At 59.8% G+C, this 16,669-nt stretch carries 15 protein-coding genes and 1 tRNA gene; 8 read left to right on the top strand and 8 right to left on the bottom strand.

The genetic code is table 11. The features are described 5' to 3' along the window. Positions 1-36: 36 nt before the first annotated feature. A tRNA-Leu gene (locus QB905_RS06815) sits at positions 37-121 on the bottom strand. Between the two features lie 105 nt (positions 122-226). Then, positions 227-478, bottom strand: coding sequence for a FliM/FliN family flagellar motor switch protein (locus QB905_RS06820; RefSeq protein WP_282973884.1), 252 nt, complete (start codon positions 476-478; stop codon positions 227-229). Positions 479-571: 93 nt separating this feature from the next. Between QB905_RS06820 and lipB the strand changes: the two genes are divergently transcribed. Beyond that, positions 572-1,360: a lipoyl(octanoyl) transferase LipB gene (gene lipB / locus QB905_RS06825; RefSeq protein WP_282973885.1), complete on the top strand. Its 789-nt coding sequence runs from the start codon at positions 572-574 to the stop codon at positions 1,358-1,360. Between the two features lie 361 nt (positions 1,361-1,721). Here the strand turns inward: lipB and QB905_RS06830 are convergent, their stop codons facing one another. The 5 genes from QB905_RS06830 to QB905_RS06845 all read right to left on the bottom strand — a co-directional run bounded on the left by QB905_RS06830 (position 1,722) and on the right by QB905_RS06845 (position 6,813). Continuing rightward, positions 1,722-2,135, bottom strand: a complete 414-nt coding sequence (locus QB905_RS06830) for a DUF805 domain-containing protein (RefSeq protein WP_282973887.1) — start codon at positions 2,133-2,135, stop codon at positions 1,722-1,724. A gap of 106 nt (positions 2,136-2,241) precedes the next feature. Continuing rightward, positions 2,242-4,005 carry a vWA domain-containing protein gene (locus tag QB905_RS06835; protein ID WP_282973888.1) on the bottom strand — a complete coding sequence of 588 codons (1,764 nt, stop codon included), beginning with the start codon at positions 4,003-4,005 and terminating at the stop codon, positions 2,242-2,244. Positions 4,006-4,130: 125 nt separating this feature from the next. Then, positions 4,131-4,949, bottom strand: a complete 819-nt coding sequence (locus QB905_RS06840) for an RluA family pseudouridine synthase (RefSeq protein ID WP_282973890.1) — start codon at positions 4,947-4,949, stop codon at positions 4,131-4,133. 31 nt (positions 4,950-4,980) lie between these two features. Next, positions 4,981-5,307 (bottom strand): DUF805 domain-containing protein, encoded by a 327-nt coding sequence (locus QB905_RS15310; RefSeq protein ID WP_461781775.1) that lies wholly within the window; start codon positions 5,305-5,307, stop codon positions 4,981-4,983. 159 nt (positions 5,308-5,466) lie between these two features. Then, the gene (locus QB905_RS06845) at positions 5,467-6,813 is read right to left on the bottom strand and encodes a replication-associated recombination protein A (protein ID WP_282973891.1); all 1,347 of its coding nucleotides are present in this window, start codon (positions 6,811-6,813) and stop codon (positions 5,467-5,469) included. Positions 6,814-7,006: 193 nt separating this feature from the next. On the opposite strand from QB905_RS06845, the gene QB905_RS06850 reads away from it, so the two are divergent. From QB905_RS06850 to QB905_RS06865, 4 genes are all read left to right on the top strand, one after another. Further along, on the top strand, positions 7,007-7,936 hold the full coding sequence (locus QB905_RS06850) for an ABC transporter ATP-binding protein (protein WP_282973893.1): 930 nt from the start codon (positions 7,007-7,009) through the stop codon (positions 7,934-7,936). Between the two features lie 17 nt (positions 7,937-7,953). Beyond that, entirely contained in the window at positions 7,954-8,721 is a 768-nt protein-coding gene (locus QB905_RS06855) for an ABC transporter permease (RefSeq protein ID WP_282975597.1), read from the top strand. A gap of 277 nt (positions 8,722-8,998) precedes the next feature. After that, positions 8,999-10,573: a phospholipid carrier-dependent glycosyltransferase gene (locus QB905_RS06860; RefSeq protein WP_282973894.1), complete on the top strand. Its 1,575-nt coding sequence runs from the start codon at positions 8,999-9,001 to the stop codon at positions 10,571-10,573. Between the two features lie 19 nt (positions 10,574-10,592). Beyond that, the gene (locus QB905_RS06865) at positions 10,593-11,447 is read left to right on the top strand and encodes a CPBP family intramembrane glutamic endopeptidase (protein WP_282973896.1); all 855 of its coding nucleotides are present in this window, start codon (positions 10,593-10,595) and stop codon (positions 11,445-11,447) included. 2 nt (positions 11,448-11,449) lie between these two features. Here the strand turns inward: QB905_RS06865 and QB905_RS06870 are convergent, their stop codons facing one another. Then, on the bottom strand, positions 11,450-11,677 hold the full coding sequence (locus tag QB905_RS06870; protein ID WP_282973898.1) for a hypothetical protein: 228 nt from the start codon (positions 11,675-11,677) through the stop codon (positions 11,450-11,452). Positions 11,678-11,882: 205 nt separating this feature from the next. On the opposite strand from QB905_RS06870, the gene QB905_RS06875 reads away from it, so the two are divergent. From QB905_RS06875 to QB905_RS06885, 3 genes are all read left to right on the top strand, one after another. Beyond that, positions 11,883-13,691 carry a long-chain-acyl-CoA synthetase gene (locus QB905_RS06875; protein ID WP_282973899.1) on the top strand — a complete coding sequence of 603 codons (1,809 nt, stop codon included), beginning with the start codon at positions 11,883-11,885 and terminating at the stop codon, positions 13,689-13,691. Between the two features lie 9 nt (positions 13,692-13,700). Next, entirely contained in the window at positions 13,701-14,897 is a 1,197-nt protein-coding gene (gene nhaA / locus QB905_RS06880; protein ID WP_282973900.1) for a Na+/H+ antiporter NhaA, read from the top strand. Positions 14,898-15,069: 172 nt separating this feature from the next. Further along, the gene (locus tag QB905_RS06885) at positions 15,070-16,548 is read left to right on the top strand and encodes a protein adenylyltransferase SelO family protein (RefSeq protein WP_282975598.1); all 1,479 of its coding nucleotides are present in this window, start codon (positions 15,070-15,072) and stop codon (positions 16,546-16,548) included. Positions 16,549-16,669 lie beyond the last annotated feature (121 nt).

Consider the following 16,669-nt stretch of genomic DNA (forward strand, 5'->3'; position numbering starts at 1 on the left):
GGCGCAATTCATGCCGCATCGTCAATATTCACCGGATGGTGCGGTCGAGAAGACTCGAACTTCCACGGGTTGCCCCACAGCGACCTCAACGCTGCGCGTCTACCAATTCCGCCACGACCGCACGTCATCCGGAGGAGCGGGCAGATAGCAACACTTTGCGCCTTTGGGAAGCCTTTTATCGTAAATTGTTCAGTTTTTAACAGCACAGACGCCGTATCAGCGAAAATCAGGAGCCGATCGCCATGAAATCATAAACATCGGCCGGGCGCGTCACCACGATCGAAATCTTTTCCTCGAAAATCTGGATTTCGCCGCGCGCAACGGGGTGATTATTGGCGAGAATCCAGACCTCGTCGTGCTCATGGGCATCGAGCGGAATCACGGCGCCACGTCCCATGCGCAGAAGCTGCTGCATGGGCAGGACCGAACGGCCCAGCAATACGGAAATCTCTACGGGAACAGACCCGACCTGCGACATTGATCACGCGCTTTCGTTTTTTACGCCCACAAATCCTTCGGACGCCCTATATTACGGCCACGCCCTTAAGACTTTATGATAAATGCCGTCAGCATGGTTTCCGACCCGTTAAATTTTACCGATTTTCACCGTCATGATGGGGAATTGCCCGAATGGCGCATCGAAAAAGGCTATGTGCCCTATCCCGAAGCCGTCGCCTTCATGGAGGCGCGCGCTGCCGCCATATCCGCCGGTGAGGCGCGTGAACGGATCTGGCTGGTCGAGCATCCGCCGCTTTACACGGCGGGCGTTTCGGCCAAACCCGAAGACCTGATCGCGCCCGATCGCTTTGACGTGTTCGCCAGCGGGCGCGGCGGTCAATATACCTATCACGGCCCCGGTCAGCGCGTGGTCTATGTGATGCTCGATCTCAACCGGCGGCAAAAGGATGTGCGCGGCTTCGTGCAGGCGCTGGAGCGCTGGATCATCGCTACGCTGTGGTGCTTCAATGTCGAGGGCCATATCCGCGAAGGCCGCGTCGGCGTCTGGGTGGTGCGGCGCGATAAGGGGTACGCGCCCCCTCCGAATGCACCTATTGCATTCGGCAAGACCGACGGGTCGCCCGAGCCTTTGCAAGGCGCCCGCGCGGTGCCTGAGCGCGCCTATAAAGAGGATAAGATCGCCGCGATAGGCATCAAGCTGCGCCGCTGGGTCAGTTTCCACGGCATCAGCCTGAATGTCGAACCCGACCTCAGCCATTTCGACGGTATCGTGCCGTGCGGCATCACCGAACACGGCGTCACCAGCCTGCTCGATCTCGGCCTGCCGGTGACGATGGACGAGGTCGATTACGCCCTGCGCTCCAACTTCGAGGCCATCTTCGGGTCGGTTGAGGTGGTATGAAGAGTCTTTCACCACGGAAAACACAGAAAGCACAGACTCAGCGCTTTTTAGGCAGTTTGCCAGTCGCTGAAACGCGCCAAGGGCGCAATCTTCAGCATCACCTGAAAAACTTCTAATATCCGTGCTTTCCGTGTTTTCCGTGGTGGAATCACGGCTCGCGCGCCAGCGACCGGTACAAGGTCGGCCCATAGCGGTTGTCGCCGCGCTCGGCTTGCCTTAGTTTGGCTCTCGCGCCAAAAGCGACCGGTAAAGCGTCGGCCCGTAGCGGTTGTCGCCGCGCTCGGCTTGCCTTAGTTTGGCTCGCGCGCCAACGACCGGTAAAGCGTCGGCCCGTAGCGGTTGTCGCCGCGCTCGGCTTGCCTTAGTTTGGCTCGCGCGCCAACGACCGGTAAAGCGTCGGCCCGTAGCGGTTGTCGCCGCGCTCGCCGGGCATAACGCACAAGTCGATCAGAGCCCAGACCAGAACCAGCACGGCCAGAAAATCGAAGAAGCCGTGCGGTGCCGGCCACACCATCACGAAGGCCGCCAGAATCACCGCCGCCCACCAGCCCGAACGCCCCCGGTCATGCAGGCGCTTCGACAAAACGCACGCTCCGCTGAACAAAAGCACCGGATAGACGATCCAGCCGGTCATATATTGCAACGGCCCGGTCACCAGTGATTCGTACATGGCCAGGATCAGCAGCAAAACACCGGCGGCAATGGTGGAAGGCGCCTGGCCTGCCCGCCCGGACGACGAAAAAAACAGTTCGGTCCAATCGGTTCTGGGGGTCATGCCTGATCCGCTCCTCGAAAATACTCCGGTCACGGGGCTTATAGCATAAGCGCAGACGAGAAAAGCAGGTTTTGCCTGAAAGATGCCCGAACCCGCTACAGCGAACCTATTGCGTCAGGCGGATCTTCTTGATCGACTTCATGATGCCGCCGAGTGCACCATTGATCTGGTTGGAACTCGACAGATTATAATAATAGCCGGTTTGCGACGCGCATTGGCTCAGCATGTCCGAATTGCCGTCTTCGAGACGCACGGTGAAGATGGTGATGCCCAGCGCCTTGGCATTTTTGCAGGCCAGCGCCGTGCGGGCGTCGATCTGGCTGGCATTGGTCGTCCAGCGGTTTTGCGTATTCTCGCCATCGGTCAAAAGGATCATATATTTGTTGATCGTCGGATCGGTGAAGGCCGCGCCGGTGGTGAAGGGCGCGGTCGGCGACAAGACCTCCATGCCCCACTGGACGCCGATGGTGATATTGGTGTTGCCCGCCGGCTGCATCTTGTCGGCATAGGCGCTGGCCCCTGCAATGTCGGTGGTCAGATCCATGATCGGCAGCAGAGACGGCGTGGCGCACTTGGCCGCCGGATACAGGGTGGCCGAATTACTACTGACCGGCGCATCGGCCTGGGTATCGTAGGGCTGGGTGCGGTCGATCACGCAGCCCGACCAGTTACCGGTGCTGACGCCCATCAGATTGTCGGTCGATTCGATGGTGTTATTGTCCATATAGACCACCGACGAGCCGCTGTTATAGCCGCCGCCGGAAGGGGTGGTGGACGCCACCGTGGCCGTGAACTGCTTCCATCCGTAATAATAGGCATTCGGCGGATAGATATAGCCGTTTGAGGTGTAATTATCGCCATTGGAATAAGAACTGACCTTGCTCAGGCTGCCGTCGCTGGCCACCGAATAGGTCGTCACCTCGTAATGGCGGTAGATATAGTTTCTGGTCGTCTGGTTACGATAGCCGGTCTGATAGGTCGTGTTCGATGTCTGGTACGAAGACGACAGAACCGCATAATAGGTCGTGCGGTTATAGCCATAGCCCGATGTGTAGGTCGTCGTGTAATTGACCATATGATTCAAACAGTTTGCATCGCCGTTGCACATGTCGCTGTAATTGGCCACCAGGGCCGTACACGAAGCCGAGGCCTGACCGTTGCAGGTAAAGACCGGCGTGACCGCGCCGAAATCTGTGGCGTAATTGACCATGCTCGATACATTGCTGAGTGCGACCTGGGTATCGAACGGCACAATCGCCACGCGGGTCTTGCCGCTGTTCTGGCCGCTGGAATCAAGCAGGGTGGCGAGCACAGACTTCACACTCGACCGCAGTTCCGTCATCTTGTTGTCCTGCGCCATCGAGCCGGTATTATCGAGCACGAAGGCGATTTCGGCAGCATTCATCGTCACCCCGGCGTGCGACACCACATTGACGCTCAGGGTTTTCATGCCGATCAGATCCAGCATCACGGTCGGCACCTGCGCCGTGGCGCTGTAATTCATGGTCTGCACATTGCCGTTCGTGCTGATCGCCAGGCTGCCGCTGGCCTGATCGAGGCCGGGGGCCACAACACTGTTGCACATCGTATTCAGACTGCCCTTACCCGTGCTGTCGGCGATATTGCCGCAAAAGGCGGTGAGGGCGGCGGCCTGCTGCGTGGCCAGAGTACCGGTCGTATCGAGCGCCGCCGCGATGGCCGCACTATCGGCCGCATCCTGAAGATGGGCGCGCGCATTGAGCGCTGAGGCCAGATCGATGCTGCCGCCGACGGCAGTAGCCACCGGCAGGATGGAAAGCGCAACGATTATCGTCACATTGCCGCCTGCATTCAGGCGGAAGCGACGAAAAAACTGGCTCAGGCTGGTCATGAAGGATCTCGCGCGCGCGTATCGATCAATACGCCCACGCAGAATAGACTTCAGCTTTTTAAGAAGTGTGAAGTTTAGTGGTAAACAAGGCGACGGCTTTTGTTAAGCTTGTTATTGATTAAGCCTTAATCCGCTTTAAGCGTGTCGAGATCGAGGGCTGCGCATTGCGCCTTGAAATCATCCGGCAGGGGCGCGCCCAGCGTCATATCATGGCCGTGCGCCGGATGGGGAAAGGTCAGGCTTCTGGCGTGCAGCATCAGGCGCGGCACAGGCGTCCCGCTTAAAGACAGCGCCCCGCCATAGCGCACGTCGCCGGCAATCGCTGCGCCCATATGGGCCAGATGGACGCGAATCTGGTGCATCCGTCCGGTGACCGGCTGGCAGCGCACCAGAGCGGCCTCGTCATTGCGGCTCAAAACCTCGAAACGGGTGGCGGCGCTCTGGGCATCGGGGTGATCGGCCTCACAGACGCGCGACCACGCCTCACGGCCCACCTCTTCGCGACGCAAGGGGGCATCGATCACGCCGGACTCAGGCAGGTTGTGAGGGTTGGAAACGATGGCCAGATAGGTCTTGGCGAAGGCGCGGCGCATCATCGCCTTGCCGAGATAGGAGGTGGCGGGCTGGGTGCGCGCCACCAGAAGAATGCCCGACGTATCGCGGTCGAGCCGGTGGATCAGCATGGGCTTACGCCCGCTCGATTTGACGAAGGCCCACATCATATCATCGAGATTATGGCTGTCCGGCCCGCGCCCGCCCTGCGACGACAAACCCGAAGGTTTGTTGAATCCCATGATCAGCTCGTCTTCATAGACGACCATCGACTTGACCCACGCCACGTCCTCAGGCGTCAGCCGCGCCGCTGGACGGGCGGGCCTCTGCTGTTTCGGGCGCGGGCCGCGCTCGGTCAGGGCCTTGACGTGTTGGGGGGAATGCTTGGACATGGACGGGCTTTAGCGCGCCATCACCGCAAGGTCAAAAGACATTCGCAATGTGATCGGGATCGTCTTTTTGAGACGGCAGTACCATCAAGACCAGAAAGGTAATGAAGCCAGGCAGACTGGTATTCAGTAACAACCACCATGCACTACGGTTCGTGTCATGCAGTCTGCGGACCGATACGCCAAAAATCGGTACTAAGCAAATGAGCCATATGATCAGCACAATAAGACCTTGATCGATCCGCCTTGCTAGACCTAGGAATAGATTGATAGCGACAATAAAAAACCAGAATTCAGAGCGTCTTGCACGGCCCGAGAAAACGACACATTTACGAAACCCTTCTGTAAAGGCTTCCCACAATTCTACTCTTGGCCCCGTCGCTTGTTGTCCGAAGCGATTAGGTCCTTTTGGATAAACAAGAACTGCAATGAATACCGCGGGAATACCACCTAACAGCAGAAAAAAACCAACTCAACAAATGCCCAATCGAAAACGTATCCATTCCCTCCCCTGATCGCGCTATTCCCCGCGCGCCTGCTGCTTTTTGTGGCGCAGATCGGCCCAATAGTCCAGCCTTTGCCTGACCTTGCCTTCGTGGCCGCTGCCCGCCGGATCGTAGATGACCGGGCGCTTCATGCCGTCGGGGAAGTAGTTCTGGCCGGAAAAGCCATCCGGGTCGTCGGGGTCATAAATATAGCCCGCGCCATAACCGATCTCTTTCATCAGCTTTGTCGGCGCATTGAGGATGACGGCCGGCGGATCGAGGTGGCCGGTGTCCTTGGCCAGCGCCGTCGCCTTTTTAAACGCTGTATAGACGGCGTTCGATTTGGGTGCCGACGCCATATGGACCACGGCCTGGGCCAGGGCCAGTTCACCTTCGGGCGAGCCCAGAACCTCATAGGTATCGCGCGCCGCGTTGCACATCATCAGCGACATCGGATCAGCATTGCCAATGTCCTCGCTGGCCATGCGGATCAGGCGGCGCGCGATGAACAGCGGATCATCGCCGCCATTCAGCATCCGCGCCAGCCAGTAAAGCGCCGCATCCGGATCGGAGCCGCGCACCGACTTATGCAGGGCCGAAATCAGATTATAGTGCCCCTCGCCCGACTTGTCGTGATTGGGGCGGCGCTTCTGCAACTGCGCCAGCAGCTCATCCGACGACAGCGGCTCGGTAAAGCCCATATGGTCGAGCGATTCGATCAGGCTCAAAATATAGCGCCCGTCGCCATCGCTGAGCGCTTTCAGCGTTTCATAGGCTTCATCTGTCAGGGGCAGTTTGTGGCCGATATGCTCTTCGGCGCGGGCGATGATCTCATCCAGCGCCGCCGCATCGAGCCGCTTCAGCACAAACACCTGACAGCGCGACAACAGAGCGCCGTTCAGCTCGAACGATGGATTTTCGGTCGTGGCCCCGATCAGGGTCACCACACCGGCCTCAACATAGGGCAGGAATCCATCCTGCTGGGCGCGGTTGAAGCGGTGGATTTCATCGACGAACAGAACCGTGCGCTGGCCCATCTTATGGCGGGTTTGCGCCTGCTCGAAGGCCTTTTTCAGATCGGCGACGCCGGAAAAGACCGCCGAAATCTGCTGGAACTCATAGCCCGCCGCCTCAGCCAGCAAACGCGCAATCGTCGTCTTGCCGACGCCCGGCGGGCCCCACAGAATCAGCGAGGGCAGAAAGCCGCGTTCGATCAGGCGCGAAATCGCCCCGCCTTCGCCGAGCAAATGCACCTGACCGACCACCTCGCCCACGCTGCGCGGACGCAGACGGTCGGCCAGCGGTTTGGCGGCATCATCGACCTGAAGGGTCTGGGTCTGGGTCTGGGTGGGTTCGGCATGGCCGAAAAGATCAGCGGACATAAGAACACATATAGAACATTACAAAGACGATGCAAGCACCCTGTCGTATTCTGGTATAGGCCTATCTATATAGGCATTTCTTTAGCTCAAACGCCGCATGGCTTCCTCGCATAAGCTCGGGCGGCCAGTTGGCCTTGCCAAGCGCTCATGAGAGAAGATCATAAGCGCTTGGAATCACCGCACAGGACGACATATGGATTCGGTCATCTCCATTTCGAAGCTCGAAAAGACCTATAAGAGCGGTCATCAGGCGTTGAAATCCATCGATCTCGACATCAGGCGCGGCGAAATCTTCGCCCTGCTGGGCCCCAATGGCGCGGGCAAGACCACGCTGATCGGCATTGTGTGCGGGCTGGTGCGCCCCACCGGCGGCACAGTGATCGCTGATGGTTTCGACATTGCCAGGGATTACCGCGCTGCCCGCACCCGTATCGGCCTGGTGCCGCAGGAACTGGCCACCGACATGTTTGAAACCGTGCGCCACACGGTCAGCCATTCGCGCGGCCTGTTCGGCAAATCGCCCGATCCGGCCCTGATCGAGCAGATCCTGCGCGATTTATCCTTGTGGGACAAGCGCGACAACAAGATCGCCACGCTTAGCGGCGGCATGAAACGGCGCGTGCTGATCGCCAAGGCCCTGTCGCACGAACCGACCATCCTCTTCCTCGATGAGCCGACCGCCGGGGTTGATGTCGAGTTGCGCCGCGATATGTGGAACATGGTGCGCCGTCTGCGCGCCAAGGGTGTGACCATCATCCTGACCACCCACTATATCGAAGAGGCCGAGGAGATGGCCGACCGCATCGGCGTCATCAACAAGGGTGAGATCATCCTCGTCGAAAAGAAACAGACCCTGATGAAGACGCTGGGCCAGACCAAGGTCAGCATCGGACTGAAAGCGGCGCTTAGCACCCCGCCCGATGTCGGCCGCGAGATGAGTTTGAGCCAGGACGGCCTGACGCTCAGCTTCAGCTTAAGCGGTGAAGATCAGGATCAGGAATCGGGCGTGGCCGAGGTGTTGCGAACCATGCTGGCGCAAAATATCGATTTCACCACCGTCAATACCGAGCGTTCGTCGCTCGAAGACATTTTCGTCAATCTGGTCGAGGGCCGCACGCAATGAGTTCGCAAAATCAGGCCATGACCTTCAATTATAACGCCGTGCGCGCCATCTATATGTTCGAACTGGGCCGCACCTGGCGCACCCTGTTCCAGAGCATCGCCGCGCCGGTGCTTTCGACCTCGCTCTATTTCATCGTCTTCGGCTCAGCCATCGGCGGGCGCATGACCACGGTGGACGGCGTCTCCTACGGCGCCTTTATCGTGCCGGGCCTGACCTTGCTCAGCATCCTGACCGAGAGCGTGTCCAATGCCTCGTTCGGCATCTATCTGCCGCGCTTTACCGGCACGATCTATGAGCTGTTATCCGCGCCGGTTTCGGTGATCGAGGCCCTGCTCGGCTATGTCGGGGCGGCAGCCACCAAGTCGGTGATTTTGGGCATTATCATCCTTCTGACGGCGCGTCTGTTCGTCGATTACCAGATCGTCCATCCGGTCGTGATGGTGGCCTTCCTGCTGCTGATCAGCCTCACCTTTTCGCTGTTTGGCTTTATTCTCGGCGTCTGGGCCGATGGATTTGAGAAGTTGCAGGTGGTGCCGCTGCTGATCATCACGCCCCTGACCTTTTTGGGCGGCACCTTCTATTCGCTGCATATGCTGCCGCCGCTCTGGCAGAAGATCACCCTGTTCAATCCGATCGTCTATCTGGTCAATGGCTTCCGCTGGGCCTTTTACGGCAAGGCCGACGTCAATGTACTGATCAGCCTGGGCATGACGCTCGGCTTCATGGCGATCTGCGTGGCCATCATCGCCTGGATCTTCAAGACCGGCTATCGCCTGCGTACCTGACCGGGGCCCACAAAAGTACCGGGCCGAAACCATGACCAGTGGCTTCGGCCCGGATTTTGCGCACCGGACAAGGGGAGACAAACCGGCGCGTCCCGCGTAAGCGCTCCGGTGTCAGGGGATAACCGGGGCGACAGGATCACCATAACAACTAATAGTTGTATTTAGGTTAATGCATACCTTGGGAAGATTTTCTCATCCATGCACAACGGACTCGCGCATCAGCCTATAGGCAGGGCGCTGCGAATAGGGCATAAGGGCAAAAAACGACGGAGACCCCATGCCAGCCGCACCCGGAGCCCCAAATACGCAACCCGCGCAAAACGTGCGCACCTTCTTAGACCGGCTGTGGAATGCTGATGACAAGATGCTGCGCTGGCTGCTCGGCCTGCTGATCGTGGTGCTGGCCTGTTTCAACTTCCTGCGCGATCTCAATAATCCCAACCACGCCTTCTGGGACGAAAGCTATTACCTGACCTCGATGCAGCGCTATGTCGAGGGCACGGCGCAGTATGCTTCGCACCCGCCGCTGGCCTTCATGTTCATGGACGCCAGCCTGAAACTGTCGGGCGCCAATCACCAGCTCAACCTGCATCCCCTGGCTGAGGTGAAAAAGATCGACACCCGCGTCGTGCCTGCGGGCTATGATTTCACCTTCATCCGCCTGCCCGCCGCCCTGTTTGCGGTGGTGGGCGCGCTTCTGTTTTACCTGATCATCCTGCGTCTGGCCAATGAGCCGTTCGAGGCGTTCGTCTTCTCGCTGCTGTTCGTGTTTGAGAACGCCTATATCGTCCATTTCCGCGCCGCCCAGCTCGATTCCTACCAGATGACCTTCACATTGGGTTCGGTGCTGGTGTGGCTGTACACCTTCGGGCGCGAACCGAAACGGCCCTTGCTGACCTATCTCGGTTTCGGCGTCTTGTGCGGCCTCAGCTTCATGTGCAAGGTCAATTCAGTGGTCATGCTGTTTTTGGGCGCCCTGAGTCTGCTGCGCGCCCTGTGGATGGAACAGACGCGCGCCAATTTTCTGCGCCAGTTCGCGCGCGGCTGGGTGGTGCTGGGCGGCTTTTTCGCCGTGGTGGTGCTGATCTTCAGCCTGCATGTGGTTTTCAATCCCAATGCCCCCGATCCGAATACCGAGGCGGGCAAACGCGATCTGCACTATATGGATCAGGTTTATCAGGACTATCTGCACCACAAGCGCGGCTTGTCGCCCACCGTCATCTGGCACGCCACGACGGGTTATTATGCCTATATGAAGCATGACTTCACCGGCGAGGTGAAGACCGAACCGAACGGCTCGCAGCCAATCCTGTGGCCTTTCATGGCCAAGGTGATCAATTATCGCTGGGATTTCGACGGCAAGCGCACCGCCTATACGCAAATGGTCGGCAATCCGGTCAATTGGGGACTGGGGCTGATCGGCATCATCGGCGCGGCCATACTGGTGGCGCGCCGCCGTTTCCGCAATGAGAGCCCTGAGGATCGCCGCGATCTCGACCTGCTCGAACCGCTGCTGGCCATGTACGCCGTCTTTATGGGGGTACATATCTATCTTGGCCTGCAACGTGTCATGTATATCTACCACTATTTCATCGGCCTGGGCTTGAGCTTCATGATGGTGCCGCTGGTCTTCCGGCTGGTGGCGCGGCGCTTTAGCTTCATTGACAGACACCGCTTTACCATCCTGTGCGCCATCAGCCTGCTGATCGCCGGCAGCTATCTGTTCTATGCGCCGCTCACCTATCACCAGCCCATGACGCGGCAAGCCTGCGAGGCGCGCAATTTCCCGGTGCGGCTGGTGGTCTGTCAGCCGGTGAAGACGCCGCACGCCCTGCCCAAGCCCGCCTCATGACGTGAAAGGCTTTGACATCATGATCGACGCCACGACCTATCTCGGCCTTGCCCGACGCGGCAAAAACGCCTGGTGGCGCTATCTGCTGGCCTGGCCGCTGGCGATCGTCATGGCCATGCTGATCGTGCCCGCCGTGCTGCTGCCGCTGATCATGACGCATGTCATTACGGCCGGTTTCGTCACCGAGATGCAGTCGCCCAGCCATCCGGTCAGCTTCTATCTCGGCTATGCGGCCTTGAGCTTCGGGGCGTTTCTGGCGGGCTTCATCCTCGCCATTTACATCATGCACCGCAAGCGCTTTGCCGATATTCGCGGCGTCTGGCGCTGGCGCGATTTTCTGAGCGGTGCCGGGCTCTGGCTGGCCCTGCTGATCCTGTTTGGCCTGATCGATTACGCCCTGCGCCCGCACGGCTTCCACCTGACCTGGCGCAGCCTGACCCCCGCCGTGGTGCTGGTGGCCGTGGCCGGACTGGCCGTGCAGACCTTTACCGAGGAATTCGTCTTTCGCGGCTATCTGACCCAGAGCCTGCTCCTGCTCAGCCAAAGGCCGCTGGTGGCGGCCCTGTTAAGCGGACTGGCCTTCGGCGCGCTGCACATCCCTAACGGCATTCCGCAGGCCGTGTTTGCCACGGTGTTCGGCAGCGTCATGTCGCTGGTGGCCATCCGCACCGGCGGGCTGGCCATGAGCTATGGCTTTCACCTCGTCAACAACCTGTTCGGCTCGCTGGTTGTCGTGTCGATGCAGGATGTGTTCAGCGGCACCCCGGCCCTGATCACGCAGAACACGCCCGATCTGATGGGGTGGGATGTCATCACCGGCTGCGTGGCGGTCAGCGCCGCCGCGTGGTTTTTGCTCAGGCAAAAAAAGGTTTAAATTCAGGCTTCGGCAAAAACGACGGTTACGCCCTTTTTGCGGAAATAGGACTGCATCAGCTTGCGGCCCTGACGATTATTCTGCGCCAGACGGGCCGGCTCGACCACGGCGGTCTTGACGCCCTCGGTGGCCATAGCCGCCTTCAGGGTCGTGATGCGGGCGTCCAGTTCGGCATTATCATTGGCCAGGGACTCATAAATCTGTTCGAGGGCTTCGGCTACGGTCGTCAAGGCGGCAAGTCTCCTGAAATTACCCGCCGCACTAACAGGATTTACCGCCGCCGGTCAATATGGCGGCTGCGCCTTCCCCTGCTGTTACGTACATAATCCCCTTGGAAAAAAGACGTTTAGCGGCAAATTGGCGCTTTGAGGGATCGGGATTTGCCTATAGGCTCCGTTGTAAAAAGTCACGAACCTTAAGGGAGCTGCGAAGCGCATGAGTCTGTTTGCCAATATCAAGCGTGACGCCACCTTCCTCAAGCGCCTGCTGCGTATCCTGCGCCACATCAAGAGCGTTTCGCCCGACTCGCCCGATCTGGTCTGCGACGATTACGAGAAGGTGGCCGACCGCTACCCCACCCGTCCGGCCATCCGTTTCGAGGGCAAGAGCCTCACCTATCAACAGCTCGATACCCTGGCCAACCGCTATGCCCACTGGGGCCGTCAGCGCGGGCTGAAAGCGGGCGATACGGTGGCCCTGTTCATGCCCAACCGGCTCGACTATATCGCCATCTGGCTGGGCCTCAACAAGATCGGCGTCATCACCGCCCTGATCAACAATTCCCTGACCGGTTCGGGCCTCGCCCACTGCATCAATATCTCGGTGGCCAGCCTGACTCTGGTGGACATGACCACCAAGGCGGCCTTTGACGAGATCGAGAGCCAGGTCGAGCGGTTCCAGGCCCTGTGGGTGCTCGATCTGCCGCGCGAGATGGAAAGCGAGAACTGCCGCAGCCTCGATGCTGCCTTGAAGGGCGTCTCGACCGTGCGCCCCGACCGCACACCGCGCGCCGCCCTCAATGCCGGAACCATCGCGCTGTATATCTATACGTCGGGCACCACCGGCCTGCCCAAGGCGGCCAAGATTTCCAACGCCCGCGCCCAGCTTTACATGAAAGCCTTTGCGGGCCTGACGCGCATGAAGCCCGACGACAAGCTCTATTGCGTCCTGCCGCTCTACCACGCCACGGGCGGGCTGTGCGCCGCAGGGGCTGCGCTTTTGAACGGTGCCGAACTGGTGCTGAAGCGTCGCTTTTCGGCCAGCCAGTTCTGGAGCGATGTGCGCAAAGAGGGCATTACCCACCTCGTCTATATTGGCGAACTGTGCCGTTATCTGGTCAATTCGCCGCCCGCTCCCAATCCCGATGACGAAACGAAGCATAAGGTGCGCATGGCGTTTGGCAACGGGATGCGCCCCGAAGTGTGGGATCATTTCAAGAAGCGCTTCAAAATCCCGGCCATTGTCGAATTTTACGGCTCGACCGAAGGCAATGTGTCGCTGTTCAATCTCGACGGCCAGCCGGGTGCGGTGGGGCGCGTGCCGAAACTGCTGCGCAACAAGTTCAATGTCCGGCTCGTGCGTTTTGACGTGGAAAGCGAAATGCCGATCCGCCAGCTCAACGGTCTGTGTCAGGAATGCCGCCCCGGTGAGATCGGCGAGGCGCTGGGCCTGATCGGGGCCGATGCGCGCCACGCCTATTCCGGCTATGCCGACAAGGCGGCGACGCAGAAGAAGATCCTGACCGATGTGTTCAAAAAGGGTGATATGTGGTTCCGCACCGGCGATCTGATGCGCCAGGACAAGAACGGCTACCTCTATTTCGTGGACCGCATCGGCGACACCTTCCGCTGGAAGGGCGAGAATGTCTCAACCTCGGAAGTGGCCGAATACTGCGCCTCGGCCCCCGGCGTCGAGGAAGCCATCGTCTATGGTATTCCGGTGCCGAATCACGATGGCAAGGCGGGCATGGTGGCCCTGATCACGCGCGAAGGTTTCGACCTCAACACCTTCAAAAACCACATCGATTCCTACCTGCCTGTCTATGCGCGACCGCGCTTCGTACGCCTTTTGACCGAGGTGGAAACGACCGGCACCTTCAAATACAAGAAGATGGATCTGGTGCGCGAGGGTTATGATCCTTTGCGCATCAAAGACCCCCTGTTCATCTGCGCCGACAGGGACGTGTACGAGCCCATGACCGCCGAACAGGCCAATGCGATTGAAACCGGCCAGCTTCGGCTGTAAAACAGGATTATGAGAGCCCCCGCCCCCCTGAACCGTTTCACCCTCGATTTCCTCAAGACCGAAGCCGGTTCCGGCACCATTCTCGCCCTGTGCGCCGTGATCGCGCTCGTCTGGGCCAATTCGCCGTGGGCCGAATATTATTTCAGCTTCATCCACTACCATATCGACATCAATGTCGGGGCGTGGCGCTTCAATGAAAGCGTGCTGGAATGGACGAAGGAGGGGCTGATGGCCATCTTCTTCTTCGTCGTCGGCCTGGAGATCAAGTACGAAATCGTGCGCGGCGCCCTGTCCAGTCCGCGCAAACTGGCCCTGCCGGTGATTGCCGCCATCGGCGGGATGGCCGTGCCTGCCCTTATCTATCTGGGCCTTAATATCGTCGATGGCGGCGATCTGCGCGGCTGGTCGGTGCCGACCGCCACCGACATCGCCTTTGCCCTGGCCGTGCTGGCGATGGCGGGCAAGAGTTTGCCATCGTCCCTGCGCGTCTTTTTGCTGACGCTCGCCATTGTCGATGATCTCGGCGCGGTCATCATTATCGGCGTGTTTTACAACGCCCAGTTCAACCTGTTGTTCGTCGCCATCGTGCTGGCCCTGCTGGCGGGCATGGCCTCGCTCAAATACCTGTTTCCGCGCACGCGCATCGGCTTTTCGATGATCTATATGGTGTTTTTCGTCGCCATCTGGGCCATGAGTCTGGAGGCGGGCTTAAGCCCTTCGCTGACCGCCGTGGCCGCCGCCTTCTGCGTCAGTATCGATCCGTGCCATCCGGGCGAAGAAGGTATGGTCAAATGGATCGCCAGCGAACTGCACCCTTATGTCGCCTGGCTGATCCTGCCCTTCTTCGCCTTTACCGCTTCCGGTTTTTCGCTTGAGGGCATGGGGCTGGCCAATCTGATCGACCCGCGCTTTCTCGGCGTCATGCTGGGGCTGTTCGTCGGCAAACAGGTGGGAGTGTTCGCTGCCAGCCAACTGGCCATCAGCTCTGGTCTGGCCCGCCTGCCCGACGGGGCCACTGCGGGACAGGTCTATGCCGTATGCCTGTTGTGCGGCATCGGCTTCACCATGAGCCTGTTCATGGCGGCCCTGGCCTTTCGTGGTGCCGAAGAGGGCTTGGTGGCGGTCAAGGCAGGCGTCATTGTCGGCTCGCTGCTGTCGGCAGCCGGCGGGGCTGGGCTTTTAACATGGCTCAGCCGTAAAGTTTAACACTAACCTGCACCTAATTAGGTGCAGGTTAGTGTTAAACTTTATTTTGCAGCTCAAACGCCGCATGGCTCGCCGCATAAGCGGCGGCGCGCAGTCGCGCTTGCCAAGCTGCGATGAGTCAAAGCATCGCTGCTTGGTGTACTGGCTTGACATAAGCGGCTGCCGCGCCGACATGCGCATCATGCCCTATCGTCCCGCCCCCCGCCTCAGCCAAAGCGCGCTTGCCCTGCATGATCAGGTGAGCGCCGCCGATTTCCCGCAAACCGTGCTGCGCTATCGCAACGCTCAAGCCGCGGCCAGCGTCGGGCTTGGTGATATGAGCGATGCCGACTGGATCCGTCATTTCGGCCGCTTCGCCCCCCTGCCCGATAACCAGCCCATGCCTCTGGCCCTGCGTTATCACGGCCATCAGTTCCGCCACTATAATCCCGACCTCGGCGATGGGCGCGGCTTTCTGTTCGCGCAACTGCTCGACAACCATGACCGCCTGCTCGATCTCGGCACCAAGGGATCGGGCACCACGCCGTGGTCGCGCGGTGGCGATGGCCGCCTGACGCTGAAAGGCGGAGTGCGTGAGGTTCTGGCCACCGCCATGCTCGAAGCGCTGGGCGTCAATACATCGAAATCGTTTTCACTGATCGAGACGGGCGAGGCCCTGATGCGCGGCGATGAACCCTCGCCCACCCGCTCATCGGTGCTGGTGCGCCTCAGCCACAGCCACATCCGTTTCGGTACGTTTGAACGGCTGGCCTTTCTCAATGATGCCGATACGATGCGCGATCTGGCGGACTTTGTGCGCGAGAACTACGTCTCCCGCCCCGTTTACGGGGAGGGAGAACCGCGAAGCGGTGGAAGGGGCAACGCAAACGAAATCTTAGCGGAAGCGCCCGACACCGCCGCCCTGTTCGATGCGGTGGTGACGCGAACGGCGGCGCTGGCGGCAGGCTGGATGGCGGCGGGCTTCGTGCATGGCGTGCTCAATACCGACAATATGAACATTACCGGCGAAAGCTTCGATTACGGCCCCTACCGCTTCCTGCCCTATGCCGATCTGGGCTTTACCGCCGCCTATTTCGACGAGGGCGGCCTCTATGCCTATGGCCGCCAGCCCGATGCGGTTCTGTGGAACCTGGCCCAGCTTGGCCGTTCGCTCACCCTGATCTGCGAACAGGCCCCGCTGGTGGCCAGCCTCAACGCCTTTGCCGACCGCTATCAGGACGCGCTGCAACGGGCCCTGTGCGCGCGCTTTAATCTGCGGCCTGTTGACGACGCGCCGCCTCTGGCCGAAGCCTTTTTTGCCTTTGCCGGAACCTTGCGCTTCGATGGCAGTTTCGAGGGGTTGTTTTATGACTGGTTCGGCGGCGTGATCAGCGAACCGCGCGCCATGCAGGGGCCGCGCGGCCCGCATTATCAGGGTGCGGCCTTTGATGCTTTTCGCGCCGCCCTCGCCGCCTATGCGCCTGCTGCTCCTGACAAGCTCGATCATCCACGTTTTGCCAAGGCCGATCCCGAAACCCTGCTGATCGCTGAGATCGAAGCCATCTGGGCGCAGATTGCCAAGGCCGATGACTGGTCGGCATTCAACGCCAAGCTTGCGGCGATCAGCGACTATGGTCAGGCGCTGCAAGCGGTATCTGTCTTCCGGGCATAAGACGCGGCCATGCTTATATCAAAGTAAGAAACCCCACCACCACTTCGCTACGCTCGGAGGTATAGACCACGTCCCTCTTATACCCTCCCTGAACCCGTCAGGGTTTGGGGAGGGGGACCGC

It is taken from the genome of Asticcacaulis sp. EMRT-3, assembly GCF_030027245.1.
Classification (GTDB): Bacteria; Pseudomonadota; Alphaproteobacteria; order Caulobacterales; family Caulobacteraceae; genus Asticcacaulis.

Coding starts and splice junctions, on each gene's coding strand:
- QB905_RS06820 (WP_282973884.1), bottom strand. CDS start 478: ATGTCGCAGGTCGGGTCTGTTCCCGTAGAGATTTCCGTATTGCTGGGC.
- lipB (WP_282973885.1), top strand. CDS start 572: ATGGTTTCCGACCCGTTAAATTTTACCGATTTTCACCGTCATGATGGG.
- QB905_RS06830 (WP_282973887.1), bottom strand. CDS start 2,135: ATGACCCCCAGAACCGATTGGACCGAACTGTTTTTTTCGTCGTCCGGG.
- QB905_RS06835 (WP_282973888.1), bottom strand. CDS start 4,005: ATGACCAGCCTGAGCCAGTTTTTTCGTCGCTTCCGCCTGAATGCAGGC.
- QB905_RS06840 (WP_282973890.1), bottom strand. CDS start 4,949: ATGTCCAAGCATTCCCCCCAACACGTCAAGGCCCTGACCGAGCGCGGC.
- QB905_RS06845 (WP_282973891.1), bottom strand. CDS start 6,813: ATGTCCGCTGATCTTTTCGGCCATGCCGAACCCACCCAGACCCAGACC.
- QB905_RS06850 (WP_282973893.1), top strand. CDS start 7,007: ATGGATTCGGTCATCTCCATTTCGAAGCTCGAAAAGACCTATAAGAGC.
- QB905_RS06855 (WP_282975597.1), top strand. CDS start 7,954: ATGACCTTCAATTATAACGCCGTGCGCGCCATCTATATGTTCGAACTG.
- QB905_RS06860 (WP_282973894.1), top strand. CDS start 8,999: ATGCCAGCCGCACCCGGAGCCCCAAATACGCAACCCGCGCAAAACGTG.
- QB905_RS06865 (WP_282973896.1), top strand. CDS start 10,593: ATGATCGACGCCACGACCTATCTCGGCCTTGCCCGACGCGGCAAAAAC.
- QB905_RS06875 (WP_282973899.1), top strand. CDS start 11,883: ATGAGTCTGTTTGCCAATATCAAGCGTGACGCCACCTTCCTCAAGCGC.
- nhaA (WP_282973900.1), top strand. CDS start 13,701: ATGAGAGCCCCCGCCCCCCTGAACCGTTTCACCCTCGATTTCCTCAAG.
- QB905_RS06885 (WP_282975598.1), top strand. CDS start 15,070: ATGCGCATCATGCCCTATCGTCCCGCCCCCCGCCTCAGCCAAAGCGCG.